We start from the raw sequence: 12396 nt of genomic DNA on the forward strand, positions 1-12396 counted from the left end.
AGGACTCTCAACGATTCCCCACTTGTCCGACTCCACGCATATGACCGATACCGTCGCCGGGCGCGATGCGCCACCTACCGATCCTGCCGAGTTGGCGCGCCGTCGACTCGGACGCCGCTACGCCGCCGTGCTCGCCGCTTGTCAGGCGCTCTACACTGCCGCGCTGTCGGTCGACCTGACGCTCACGGGACTCGTCGGCTACATGCTGGCGTCCGACAAGGGCTACGCCACGCTGCCGTTCTCGTTGATCACCGTGGCGTCTGCCATCACGACGATCTTCGCGTCGATGCTCATTCAGCGCTTCGGCCAGCGACTCGGCTTCGCGCTGGGGGCGCTGTTCGGCACGGTGGGCGGGCTGGTGTCGGTCATGGCGATCTACGAGCGTCACTTCGCCATGTTCTGCGCGGGCACGGCATGCGTGGGCGTCTTTCAGGCGTTCGCACGTTACTACCGGTTGGCAGCGGCGGATGTCGTGCCTGTCGAAGACAAGCCGCGTGCGATCTCCGTGGTGCTCACCGGCGGCGTGCTGGCCGCCGTGATCGGCCCGGCGCTCGCTGCGGGTAGCAAAGACTGGCTAGCGCCGGTGACGTTTGCCGGGTCGTATCTCGTCGTCACCCTTCTGTCGGGCGTCTCGCTGGTGCTGCTCGTGGGATTCCTGCGCGATCTGCCGGTGCATGCGGCAAGCGGCGCGACGGGCGGTGCCCACGCGTTACCGGCGCGGCCGCTGGGCGAGATCATGCGTCAACCGATTTACGTGGCGGCGCTGGCGAACAACCTGATCGGTTTCATGGTGATGATGTTCGTGATGACGGCCACGCCCATCGCGGCCGTCGCCTGCGGTCACAGCATCGACGATGGCGCCCACATCATCGAGTGGCATCTGGTCGGGATGTACGCGCCGTCGTTCTTTTCCGGCCATCTCGTGAAGCGCTGGGGCGTGGTGCCGGTGTTGCTGCTGGGTATCGGCATGTCGGCGCTGTGCGGTGTGCTGGCGCTGATGTCGACGAGTCTGGCGTACTTCTATGCCGCGCTGGCGTTCCTCGGTGTCGGCTGGAATTTCATGTTCGTGGGCGGCACGACGCTGCTGACCATGTCGTATCGTCCGGCAGAGCGCGCGCGTGCACAGGCGGCCAACGAATTCATCACCTTTGCCGGGACGGCGCTGGCGAGTCTGTTCGCCGGTCAGTTGCTGGCGCGCTTCGGCTGGTCGACGATCAATCAGGCGACGTTCCCGCTGCTGCTGATCGCGGCGATGGCGACGGTGTGGTACGCCGTCGATGCGAAGCGGCGCGAGATGCAGGTCGCGGCCTGATGCACGTTCGTCCATGAGTTCATTTATGTGTCCGTCCCTGCGTCGATAGCCATCATGAATCCACCCGATCATCCACCTCGTCTGGTCGCGTTTCTCATCGTGCCGCCGTTCGTTCTGCTCGATCTGGCCGGGCCGTTGGACGCGTTTCATGCCGTCATCCGCAACTACACGGAGACGGGTCAGGATGCGCCTTACCGAACGGTGGTGGTGTCCGAGCATGGCGGGCCGGTGGAGACGGGGTCGGGCATCACGTTGCACACGGAGCCGATGCGCGCGCTGGACACGATGCCGGTCGACACGCTGGTCGCGGTGGGTGGCGCGGTGGCGCATCGACCTGCGGTGCCGGGGCCGGTAGGCGACTGGTTGCGCGACTATGCGCCGAACGTGCGCCGCGTGTGTTCCGTGTGTGTCGGGGCGTTCATCCTCGGTTCGGCGGGGTTGCTCGACGGGCGACGCGCCACGACGCACTGGCTCGATACGGCGATGTTGCAGCAGTGCTTTCCGCAGGCGCTGGTCGAGTCCGATCCGATCTACGTGCGTCAAGATCCGGTGTGGACGTCGGCAGGCATTACGGCGGGCATCGATCTCGGGCTGGCCTTGATCGAGGACGATTGGGGCGTGGACGTTGCGTTGCAGGCGGCGCGTCGGCTGGTGGTGTTTCTCAAGCGTGCGGGCGGGCAGTCGCAGTTCAGTCCGCCGTTGCAGGAGCAGTTCGCGGCGGGCGCACCGTTCGGCGATCTGCATACGTGGATGTCCGAGCGGCTGGACGGCGACTTGTCGGTGATGCGTCTGGCGGAGCAGGCGAACATGAGCCCGCGCACGTTCGCGCGCAGCTATCTGGCGCGCACGGGATCGACGCCCGCGAAGGCGGTGGAACGCATGCGTCTGGAAGCGGCGAGATTCGCGCTGCTCGACACGGACGCCCCGCTAAAACGCATCGCCGCACGCGTGGGCTTCGGCGACGAACAGAACCTGCGCCGCGCGTTTCAACGCCAGTACGGTGTCACGCCGGTGGCGTATCGGGAGAGGTTTGGGGTGGGGGAGACGGTGTAGTCCCCTTCGGCTTTTGGCATCACGCCGCCAGCTTCCCCGCTGCCGCGCGATCCAGAAAGCGGAACAGGCGAGCGTCGTCCGAGTATGCGACGTTGAAGCGGAACCAGTGGCAGGGCTCGTTGTGCGCGAGGAAGAATTCGCCCGGGGCCAGCATGATGCTCTCGAGCAACGCGGCTTCAGCCAGCTCCCGTGCCGAGGGAGATGTCGACGGCAGACTCCCGCACACGAACATCCCGCCTTCCGGTTGCGCCAGCAGCGTCACCCCATGCGATTGCAGTTGCGTGATCAGGCGCGCACGCGAGCGCGTGAGACGGTCCGACAGACGCTCGATGTGCTTGCGGTGGCGTCCCTCGGTGAGGATCGCATGCACGATGCGCTCGTTGATCTCCGACGACGTGAGCCCCGCCACCATCTTGCTGCGCGCAATTTCGTGCGCCAGATCGCGCGAACACGCGAGATACCCCACGCGCACCGACGGCGAGATCGTCTTCGAAAAGCTCGATACGTAGATCACGCGAGATAACCCGTCCATCGCAGCAAGCGACGGTGTGCCAGCCGGGGCCAGTTCACGATAGATATCGTCTTCGACGATCCAGAACCCATGCTGCTCGGCACACTGCAATATCCGATGCGCCGACGCCGGACTGAGCGACGTTCCCAACGGATTCTGCAACGCCGGATTCACGAACAACGCGCGTGGCCGATGCGTCTGTGCCGCCTGCTCCAGCGCCGCGAGATCCAGCCCGGCTTCCGTGCGGCGGATGCCCACGACGTTCAGGCCCGCGAGCCGCAACACCGCCAGCAGATTGCAGTACGCCGGGGCTTCGACCAGTACCGTGTCGCCCGGCTTGAGCAACGTCCGTACGATCAGATCGAGCGCCTGCGTGGCGCCCTGCGTGAGCACGATCTGCTCGGGCGGCGCGTCGATGGACAACTCGCCGAGACGGCGTGTGAGCCACTGTCGCAACGGCCCGTAGCCGTGCGGATGCCCGTAATGGGCAAAGTGCGCGCCCGGCCCCTTCGACAGCGAACGCAGCGCGCCATGCAGGCCATCTTCGTCCAGCCAACTGTCCGGTAGCCATCCACAACCGCTTTTCACGGCGATGGAGTCGTCCGCGAAGATTTCGGACAGCAGCCACGCATTGGTGACCTCGCTTGCCGTCGTCGCCATCGTCGGTTTGCCGCTGCGGGTGAGCGTGCCGACTTCGCGGGCATCGGCTGCGCCCGCCACGAAGAACCCCGCGCCGCGTCGTGCCACGAGCGTGCCCTGCGCCACGAGACGGTCGTACGCCTCGACGACGGTGAAGGTGCTGATGCCGTGGGCCTTCGCCAACGACCGGATCGATGGCATCCGCATACCGGCATGCAGCGTCTGGCGCTGTAGCGCGTGCTCGACTTCACGCACGATCTGGTCGACGAGCGCTTCAGGCTGGGCGCGGTTCAGGGAAAAAGCGAGCGGCTGGACCATGGGGCAGGATCACGATAAGTGTCCGCTGCATTGGCTGTTGCCAATACAGTTTGAACGATTGACCGATACAGAATATACATTTTCCGAGTGACTGTACATGTCTGTACCGGTCGGCCTCTCGTAGCATCGTCCCATCCACCCGTGGCGGCCGGCATTCGTCTCTGTATCCGTATTCGATAGCCGGCCTTGTCCCCGGACAACCCTGACCGAGCCAAGCCCCCTGGGGAGACCCGCGATGAACATGATGAAAGAACTGAATCTCGACATGACGGCGTTCTGGATGCCGTTCACCAACAACCGCCAGTTCAAAAGCTCGCCGCGTCTGCTGGTGAAGGCCGAGGGCATGTATTACACGTCGTCGGACAATCGTCAGATTCTCGACGGCACGGCCGGTCTGTGGTGCGTGAACGCAGGCCACTGCCGTACGGAGATCGTCGAAGCGATCCGTCAGCAGGCCGGTGAGATGGACTTCGCCCCCACGTTCCAGATGGGGCACCCGAAGGCCTTCGAAGCCGCCGCCAAGATCGCCGAAATCACCCCGCAGGGCCTCGACCGCGTCTTCTTCACGAACTCGGGGTCGGAATCGGTCGACACTGCGCTGAAGATGGCGCTCGCCTACCACCGTGCCCGAGGCGAAGGCCAGCGCACGCGCCTCATCGGCCGTGAGCGCGGCTATCACGGCGTGGGCTTCGGCGGCATCTCGGTCGGCGGCATCTCGCCGAACCGCAAGGCGTACTCGGGTCAGCTACTGCCCGCCGTGGACCATCTGCCGCACACGCTCAACATCAAGGAAGCCGCTTTCACGAAGGGGCAGCCGACGTGGGGCGCGCATCTGGCCGACGAACTCGAACGTCTGGTCACGCTGCACGACGCATCGACCATCGCCGCCGTGATCGTCGAGCCGCTGGCAGGCTCCACCGGCGTGCTGGTGCCGCCGCAGGGCTATCTGCAAAAGCTGCGTGAAATCTGCGACAAGCACGGCATTCTGCTGATTTTCGACGAGGTCATCACGGGCCTCGGCCGTCTGGGCAAGCCGTTCGCGGCGCAGTATTTCGGCGTGACGCCGGACATCATCACGATGGCCAAGGGCGTGAACAACGCCGCTGTGCCGATGGGCGCCGTCGCAGTGAAGACGAACGTGCACGACACCATCGTGAACGCTGGCAACGCCGGCGCCATCGAGTTCTTCCACGGCTACACGTACTCGGGCCACCCGCTGGCCGCTGCCGCCGCGTGCGCCGCGCTCGATCTGTACAAGAACGATGGTCTGTTCGAGCGCGCCGCCAAGCTGGCGCCGCACTTCGAGAAGGCGATTCACGGTTTGCGCGACCTGCCGAACGTTCTCGACATTCGTAATCTGGGGCTGGTCGGCGGTATCGAACTGTCCACGCGCGACGGCAAGCCGGGCGCGCGCGCCCACGAAATTTTCGTGAAGTGCTTCGAGAAGGGCGTGCTGGTGCGTTATACGGGCGACATTCTGGCGTTCTCGCCGCCGCTCATCATCAGCGAAGCGCAGATCGACGAACTGTTCGGCACGGTGGCGGAAGCGATTCGCGAGACCGCCTGAACGTAGTGGCAGGGCGCACACACGCTCGCCTCAGACCTACCTGATCTTCTATCAACGACAGGCGTCTGCCTTGCAGACGTCTGCCAACGACACAGCTTTCACGGATATCGACATGAATCAACGAGTCAGCACCGAACGTATCGAGCATTGGATTGGCGGCGCCGCCGTGGCGTCGGGCGAAGCCGAACTGCGCTTCGGCGAAGTGACGAACCCGGCCACCGGCGAGGTGATCCGTCAGGTGGCATTGGGCGGCGCGGCAGACGTCGCGAAGGCGGTCGCCGCCGCCCGCGCCGCGTTGCCTGCCTGGCGCGCCACGCCGCCGATGAAGCGCGCCCGCGTGATGATGAAGTATCGCGAGCTGCTGGAGACGAATCGCGAAGCGCTCGTGCAACTGATCACGCAGGAACACGGCAAGACGCTCGACGACGCCCGCGGCGAAGTCACGCGCGGCATCGAAGTCGTCGAGTTCGCCATCGGCATTCCGCATCTGCTCAAGGGCGAGATCGCGCCGCAGGTCGGCACGGGCGTCGATACGTATTCGATCCATCAGGCGGTTGGCGTGTGCGCCGGCATCACGCCGTTCAACTTCCCGGCGATGGTGCCGCTGTGGATGTTCCCGATGGCGGTGGCCTGCGGCAACACGTTCGTGCTCAAGCCGTCGGAGAAGGTGCCGTCGGCGGCGCTGCTGCTCGTGCGTCTGGCCAAGGACGCCGGGCTGCCGGACGGTGTGCTCAACGTCGTGAACGGTGACAAGGCGGCCGTCGATGCGCTGCTCACGCATCCGGACGTCAGCGCCGTATCGTTCGTCGGCTCGACGCCCATCGCACAGTACATCTACAGCACGGCGTCGGCGCACGGCAAGCGCGTGCAGGCGCTCGGCGGCGCGAAGAACCACGGTGTGGTGATGCCCGACGCCGATCTCGATTTCACCGTCGACGCCCTCATGGGCGCGGCGTACGGATCAGCCGGCGAGCGCTGCATGGCGATCTCGGTGGCGGTGGCCGTGGGCGATGTGGCGGACGAACTGGTCGCGCGTCTCGCGCAAGCCGCGAAGTCGCTGCCGGTCGGCGACGGCACCGACCCCGTTGCGCAGATGGGACCGCTGATCACCCGCGTGCATTGCGACAAGGTGAAGGGCTTCGTCGACGCCGGGGTGGATGACGGCGCCAAGCTCGTCGTCGATGGTCGTGACCTGAAGGTGGCGCAGCGCGACAACGGTTTCTTCATCGGTCCGTGCCTGTTCGATAACGTGACGCCGGAGATGTCGATCTACCGCAACGAGATTTTCGGGCCGGTGCTCTCGGTGGTGCGCGTGAATACGCTGGAAGAGGCGATCGCCCTCATCAACCGTAATCCGTATGCCAACGGCACGGCGGTGTTCACGACGTCGGGCGGCGCAGCGCGTCGTTTCGAAGACGAAATCGAAGTCGGCATGGTCGGCGTGAACGTGCCGATCCCGGTGCCGGTGTCGTACTTCTCGTTCGGCGGCTGGCGCAATTCGCTGTTCGGCGATCAGCACATCTACGGGCCTGAGTCGGTGCGTTTCTACACGCGCTCGAAGGTCGTTACCCGTCGCTGGTCGGAAGGGCGTCCGGCAAACGCCACGTCGTCGCTGGTGATGCCGACGCTGGGGCAGTAAGCATCGTGTCGATGCCGGGGAGGGCTCCGGCATCGCACGTCGCGCAAGCAAAAACGCCGTCCGGGAAGTCCGCGGACGGCGTTTTTATTTGCGCGATTCGGGAGACGTCAGCGAACCGGTGCGATCTCCACGCCCTCGTTGAGCAGGAAGCGGCGGATGCGTTGGGCAAATTCCAGCGCGTGCTCGCCGTCGCCGTGCAGGCAGACGGTCTGCGCCTGAATCGGCACGAACGTACCGTCGATCGCGCGCACGCGTTGCTCACGCACCATCATCAGCGTTTGCGCCAGCGCGTCTTCTTCGCGCTCGATCAGGGCGCCGGGCGTGCCGCGTTTGACCAGCGAGCCGTCCGGGTTGTAGCCGCGATCGGCGAATACTTCCTCGACCGCGTGCATGCCCGCCGCGCGTGCCGCCTTCACCAGTTCGCCACCCGCCAGCCCAAAGATCGCGAGGTCGGTGTCGAACGCGCGAATCGCCTCGACGAGCGTCTCGGCCAGCGCCGGATCGCGGGCCGCCTGGTTGTAAAGCGCGCCGTGCGGCTTTACGTGCGTGAGCCAGCCGCCCTGCGCGCGCACCATCGCCGCGAGCGCGCCGATCTGGTACAGCATGCCGGCGCGAATCTCGTCGAGCGGGAGTTGCATTTCGGTGCGTCCGAAATTCTCCCGGTCGGGGAAGCTCGGATGCGCCCCGATGGCCACACCGTTCTCCAGTGCCCATCGCACCACCTGTTGCATCGTGCCGGCGTCGCCCGCGTGCCAGCCGCACGCCACATTCGCCGAACTCACGAGCGCGAGCAGCGCTTCGTCGTAATCGCAACCTTCTCCGAGGTCGACGTTCAGATCGATCTTCGTCATACATTCTCCTGCGGGGACGGCTGCACTCGCTCTGGCCTCCGTTCCCGTCTTCTCTTCTTCGCTCAGGCGCTTTTGCGCGGCAGTCGGGTAATGGCCGCCAGCTTCGGCTTTTGCAAAATGCCGCGATCGTGCCACGCGAGTGCGCGCTCGATCTGCTCAAGGTAACGCAGTTGTTCGCGGATCGCTTCGCGCGCTTCGGCCGGGGTGCATTCCGAAAAATACAGCGTGCTGCCGAGCCGCGCCTGACCGAGCCGCCACAGATCCGCACTGATGACGGTGCCGATCTTCGGATAGCCACCGGTCGTCTGGGCGTCGGCCAGCAGAATGATCGGCTGGCCCGACGGCGGCACCTGAATGACGCCGGGCAGCACGCCGTGCGAGAGCAGGTCGTGCATGCGGTTCTTCTTGCGCGCAAGCGGCTCCGGCCCCGACAGGCGATAGCCCATGCGGTTGCTGTTGGGGGTGACCTGCCACGGATTCTCCCAGAAGCTCTTGTGGGCTGCCGTCGTGAAGTCGTCATATTCCGGCCCGGGCAGCACGCGTACGCGATGCGCCAGCGGGTCCGACAACCACAGCGGCGGACGCACGCCCAGCGGCTCGGCGTCGCGTGCGGCGGCGCTCGGCTGGCCGATGACGATGCGGTCGCCGTCGCGCAGGGCGCGTCCCTCGAAGCCGCCGAAGCCTGCCGTGAGGTCGGTGCTGCGCGAGCCGAGGGTTTCGGGCACGTCGATACCCCCGGCCACGGCGAGATACGTGCGCATGCCGAAGCGCGAGGGATGCAGCGTCAATGTCTGGCCGCGTGTGACGCGAAAGCGCCACCACGACCACACGGGCTGGCCGTCGAGTTCGGCATGGCAGTCGGCGCCGGTCAGCGCGACGAGCGTGGCCGACGTGAAACGCAATGCGCACGTCCCCATCGTGATTTCGAGGGTGGCGGCGTTCAGTTCGTTGCCCACTAGGCGATTGGCGACGGCGCAGGCGAGCGGATCGAGGGCGCCGCCGCTGGCGACGCCGAACTCGCGCTGACGGGTTCGGCCCAGGTCCTGAACGGTAGTGAGCAGGCCGGCACGCAGGATGTCGATCACAGGTCGAGACTCGCGATGGTGAAGCGCACGCGGTCGCCCGGCGCTAGCAGGGCGGGCAGGGTCGCGGCGGGGTCGAACAAGGCGCGCGTGGCGTGGCCGATGATCTGCCAGCCGCCGGGCGAACTGAGCGGGTAGATGCCGGTCTGGTTACCGCCAATGCCTACCGAGCCGGCCGGCACGGACAGGCGCGGCTCCGCGCGGCGGGGGGTGGCGATGGAATCGTCCAGCCCGCCGAGATAGGCGAAGCCCGGCTGAAAGCCGATGAAATAGACGACATACTCCGGCGCGGTGTGGCGCTGCACGACGGTCTTCGGTTGCAGGCGCGCATGCTTGGCGACATCGGCAAGGTCGGGACCGTGCTGGCCGCCGTAGTGCACCGGGATCTCGATGTCGCGGCCGACCTCGCCGGCGGCAGGCGGCGTCTGCCAGACTTCGCGCAGACGCTCGCTCAGTACGTCGATGTCGGTAGCGAGCGGGTCGAAGAGCAACGTGAGGTTGTTCATGCCCGGCACGACTTCGCGCACGTCGGGCCAGTCGCGGGCGAGGGCTGCCACATGCCAGACACGGCGCTGCGTGGCGAGCGTGGGGGTCGTCCCCGCTTCGCATACGAGCGCACTGTCGCCGAGCGGCAGGATCTTGAGCGTTGTCATGGATTAGCGTGGATGACCGGGGGTGACGGTAGTGTCCGTAGCGCCGGTGAGGACGCGGGCGAAGGTGGCCGATTCCGTGACGATGGCATCGAGCGCCAGATCGTGGGCCTCGGCGTCGAGATGGTCGATTTCGAGGGCGTCGTACGCGATGCCGAGCGTTTGCGGCGCGGGGGTCATCGAATGCAGGGTGCGGTCGTAGAAGCCGCCGCCGTAGCCGAGCCGCAGGCCGTTGCGCGTGAAACCGACGCACGGCACCAGCAGCAGGTCGGGCACCAGCACTTCGGTGTCCTGCGGCACCGGAATGCGGTAGCGGCCTTGCGTCATGGGCGTGTCGGGGCTCCAGCGATGGAAGACGAGCGGCGTGGCCGGGGCGGTGACGACCGGCAGTGCGGCCAGCCGCAGGGTGCCCGCGGGGGCGGCGCTCAGCCAGGCGGAGATGACGGCGCGCGCATCGAATTCGTGCTGGATCGGCCAGTAGAAGCCGATGCAGCGCGGGGCGCGGCGCGCGAGTTCGTCGGCCAGCCGCACGGCGAGTGCGCCGTCGCGCGCCGGACGGGCGTTGAGCGTGCTGCGAGCGTCGAGCAACACGCGGCGCAATTGGGCTTTCGCGGTCGTTGCATCCGCCGCATTTCGCGACGTTTGCGCCGCCGATTGGGCGGGGTCCCGTGCTATGCTTGAATTCACTTTTTACCCGACGCTCCCCCGAAGATGTCCGAACGTTTGACCCGAGTATATCGCGCCGCCGCGCTTGCCCTGACCGCTGCCACGCTCGTGGCATGCAGCACGACCGAAGCGACCGGCCGTCCCAAGGCGCAGTCGGCGGCAAGCCGCTCGGCCACGTCTGCCACATCGGCCGACACGCTGTCGCAGCGCTCGCCGGACGACATCTTCGTACAGTTGCGCGAAGCTGCCCGCAGCAACGACGCGCCGCGTGCCACCGCGCTCGCCGCCATGCTCTCCGACTACGACGTGCCGTCGTATGTCCAGTACTTCCAGATCAAACCGCGCATGTTCGACCGCTCGGGCAAGGCGCTGATCGACACGCCCGACGACGATATCCGCGCCTTCTTGCGCGCGTATGACGGTCAGGCGATCGCCGACCGCATGCGCAACGACTGGCTGCTGGTGCTCGGCAAACGTCACGACTGGCAGACGTTTGATGCGCAATATCCGAAATTCGTGCTCGACGATGACACCCAGGTCAAGTGCTATGCCCTGATGTCGCGGGCGTCGCGCGGAGAGAACGTCACGCAGGCGGCCACCGATCTGCTGACCACGCCGAAGTACTACGGCGAGGGATGCGTCGACATGATCAACACGCTGGCCGCGAGCGGTCAGTTGCCGCGCAAGGAAGTCTGGCATCAGATTCGCCTGGCTTATGAGGAGAACTACACCTCGCTGGGCAAGCAGATCGCCGACGCGCTCGGCGCCGTCCGCCCGGACGACAGTCTGCTCGATATGGCGGCGTCGCGCCCGGCGCAGATTCTGGCGCGCGGCGTGGACGGCTCGGAGGCGTCGCGTCAACTGGCGTTGCTCGCCGTCGTTCGCATGGCCCGCTCGGACGCCATGCTCGCCGCCAGCAGCTTCGGCAGCATTGCCGGCAGCCTGTCGCAGGACGAGCGCGCCATCGGCTGGGGGGCGATCGGCATGCGCGGCGCGCTGTCGCAGAACCCGATGGCGATCAACTGGTATCGTCAGGCGGGCAGCGCCAAGCTCTCGAATACGGCGCAGGAATGGAAGATCCGTGCAGCGTTGCGCGCGGGTGACTGGAACCTCGTGCGTACCGGCATCGAAGCCATGCCCACGGCATTGCGCGATGACGGTGTCTGGACTTACTGGTATGGCCGCGCGCTGCGCGAAGCCGGTCAGGGCGACGCCGCCCGTGCGCAGTTCCAGAAGATCGCGTCGCAACCGAACTTCTACGGTCAGTTGGCGAACGAGGAACTGGGCAACAAGACGGCACTGCCTGCACGTACCGTCGTGACGCAAGCCGAAATCGATGCCAACCGCTCGAACCCCGGTTTCCTGCGCGCGGCGAAGTTCTACGATCTGGGCCTGCGTTTCGAAGGCAACCGTGAGTGGAACTGGGAACTGCGCAACATGACGGATCGTCAGTTGATCGCCGCCGCGCAGTATGCGAACGGTATCGAGCTGTTCGACCGCGCAGTGAACACGGCGGATCGCACGAAGGTCGAGCATGACTTTACGTTGCGCTATCTGATGCCGTTCCGCGACAAGGTCGATCGCTTCTCGAAGAGTGTCGATCTCGACGAAGCGTGGGCTTACGGTCTGATTCGTCAGGAGTCGCGCTTCATCATCAACGCGCGTTCGTCTGCCGGCGCCGGCGGTCTGATGCAGGTCATGCCCGCCACGGCCAAGATGGTCGCCAAGCAGATCGGCATGGATTACAGCCCGGGCATGATGCACGACATCGATACCAATATCCGTCTGGGCACGAGCTACCTGTCGGGTATCTACAACCAGTTCGACGGTTCGGCCGTGCTGGCGTCGGCGGGTTACAACGCAGGTCCGGGGCGTCCGCGTACGTGGCGCTCCACGCTCGACCGTCCGGTCGAGGGCGCGATCTTCGCGGAGACGATTCCGTTCAACGAAACGCGTCAGTATGTCGAGAACGTGCTGTCGAATACCACGTATTACTCGGCCATCATCACGGGCCGTCCGCAATCGCTCAAGGAGCGGCTCGGCGTAATCCTGCCCCAGTGACAGGGCAGCGGTCGGGGCCGCGTACCCGTGGTCATAACGCGGAGGTG

Annotated in this window: 10 protein-coding genes; 5 read left to right on the forward strand and 5 right to left on the reverse strand. The window is 65.9% G+C overall.

Annotation, left to right across the window (positions count from 1 at the left end):
- Positions 1 to 40: 40 nt before the first annotated feature.
- Both A9762_RS10885 and A9762_RS10890 read left to right on the forward strand, forming a co-directional pair.
- Positions 41 to 1312, forward strand: a complete 1272-nt coding sequence (locus tag A9762_RS10885) for an MFS transporter (RefSeq protein ID WP_083253829.1) — start codon at positions 41 to 43, stop codon at positions 1310 to 1312.
- Positions 1313 to 1366: 54 nt separating this feature from the next.
- Positions 1367 to 2365, forward strand: a complete 999-nt coding sequence (locus tag A9762_RS10890; RefSeq protein ID WP_069342063.1) for a GlxA family transcriptional regulator — start codon at positions 1367 to 1369, stop codon at positions 2363 to 2365.
- Positions 2366 to 2384: 19 nt separating this feature from the next.
- Here A9762_RS10890 and A9762_RS10895 read toward each other — a convergent pair whose 3' ends face one another.
- Positions 2385 to 3833, reverse strand: coding sequence for a PLP-dependent aminotransferase family protein (locus tag A9762_RS10895; protein ID WP_069342064.1), 1449 nt, complete (start codon positions 3831 to 3833; stop codon positions 2385 to 2387).
- A gap of 235 nt (positions 3834 to 4068) precedes the next feature.
- Here A9762_RS10895 and A9762_RS10900 point away from each other — a divergent pair, with 235 nt between their 5' ends.
- Both A9762_RS10900 and A9762_RS10905 read left to right on the forward strand, forming a co-directional pair.
- Positions 4069 to 5400: an aspartate aminotransferase family protein gene (locus A9762_RS10900; protein WP_139133171.1), complete on the forward strand. Its 1332-nt coding sequence runs from the start codon at positions 4069 to 4071 to the stop codon at positions 5398 to 5400.
- Positions 5401 to 5512: 112 nt separating this feature from the next.
- The gene (locus A9762_RS10905; RefSeq protein ID WP_069342123.1) at positions 5513 to 7039 is read left to right on the forward strand and encodes a CoA-acylating methylmalonate-semialdehyde dehydrogenase; all 1527 of its coding nucleotides are present in this window, start codon (positions 5513 to 5515) and stop codon (positions 7037 to 7039) included.
- Between the two features lie 107 nt (positions 7040 to 7146).
- Here the strand turns inward: A9762_RS10905 and pxpA are convergent, their stop codons facing one another.
- The 4 genes from pxpA to A9762_RS10925 form a co-directional block, all read right to left on the reverse strand.
- Positions 7147 to 7890 carry a 5-oxoprolinase subunit PxpA gene (pxpA, locus tag A9762_RS10910; protein ID WP_069342065.1) on the reverse strand — a complete coding sequence of 248 codons (744 nt, stop codon included), beginning with the start codon at positions 7888 to 7890 and terminating at the stop codon, positions 7147 to 7149.
- Between the two features lie 62 nt (positions 7891 to 7952).
- Positions 7953 to 8975: a biotin-dependent carboxyltransferase family protein gene (locus A9762_RS10915; protein WP_069342066.1), complete on the reverse strand. Its 1023-nt coding sequence runs from the start codon at positions 8973 to 8975 to the stop codon at positions 7953 to 7955.
- Positions 8972 to 9625, reverse strand: coding sequence for a 5-oxoprolinase subunit PxpB (gene pxpB / locus A9762_RS10920; protein WP_069342067.1), 654 nt, complete (start codon positions 9623 to 9625; stop codon positions 8972 to 8974). The genes A9762_RS10915 and pxpB overlap by 4 nt, the downstream gene beginning before the upstream one ends.
- A 3-nt stretch (positions 9626 to 9628) precedes the next feature.
- Positions 9629 to 10309 carry a 5-formyltetrahydrofolate cyclo-ligase gene (locus A9762_RS10925; RefSeq protein ID WP_371442791.1) on the reverse strand — a complete coding sequence of 227 codons (681 nt, stop codon included), beginning with the start codon at positions 10307 to 10309 and terminating at the stop codon, positions 9629 to 9631.
- 24 nt (positions 10310 to 10333) lie between these two features.
- On the opposite strand from A9762_RS10925, the gene A9762_RS10930 reads away from it, so the two are divergent.
- Positions 10334 to 12349, forward strand: coding sequence for a lytic transglycosylase domain-containing protein (locus A9762_RS10930; protein ID WP_069342069.1), 2016 nt, complete (start codon positions 10334 to 10336; stop codon positions 12347 to 12349).
- Positions 12350 to 12396: the final 47 nt, after the last annotated feature.

Origin of the sequence: Pandoraea sp. ISTKB, assembly GCF_001721285.1 — a bacterium.
Taxonomy (GTDB): domain Bacteria; phylum Pseudomonadota; class Gammaproteobacteria; order Burkholderiales; family Burkholderiaceae; genus Pandoraea; species Pandoraea capi.

Bases quoted from the DNA above. Each gene is read 5' to 3' on its own strand.
- A9762_RS10905 (WP_069342123.1), top strand. From the start codon at position 5,513: ATGAATCAACGAGTCAGCACCGAACGTATCGAGCATTGGATTGGCGGC.
- A9762_RS10930 (WP_069342069.1), top strand. From the start codon at position 10,334: ATGTCCGAACGTTTGACCCGAGTATATCGCGCCGCCGCGCTTGCCCTG.
- A9762_RS10900 (WP_139133171.1), top strand. From the start codon at position 4,069: ATGAACATGATGAAAGAACTGAATCTCGACATGACGGCGTTCTGGATG.
- A9762_RS10895 (WP_069342064.1), bottom strand. From the start codon at position 3,833: ATGGTCCAGCCGCTCGCTTTTTCCCTGAACCGCGCCCAGCCTGAAGCG.
- pxpB (WP_069342067.1), bottom strand. From the start codon at position 9,625: ATGACAACGCTCAAGATCCTGCCGCTCGGCGACAGTGCGCTCGTATGC.
- pxpA (WP_069342065.1), bottom strand. From the start codon at position 7,890: ATGACGAAGATCGATCTGAACGTCGACCTCGGAGAAGGTTGCGATTAC.
- A9762_RS10885 (WP_083253829.1), top strand. From the start codon at position 41: ATGACCGATACCGTCGCCGGGCGCGATGCGCCACCTACCGATCCTGCC.
- A9762_RS10890 (WP_069342063.1), top strand. From the start codon at position 1,367: ATGAATCCACCCGATCATCCACCTCGTCTGGTCGCGTTTCTCATCGTG.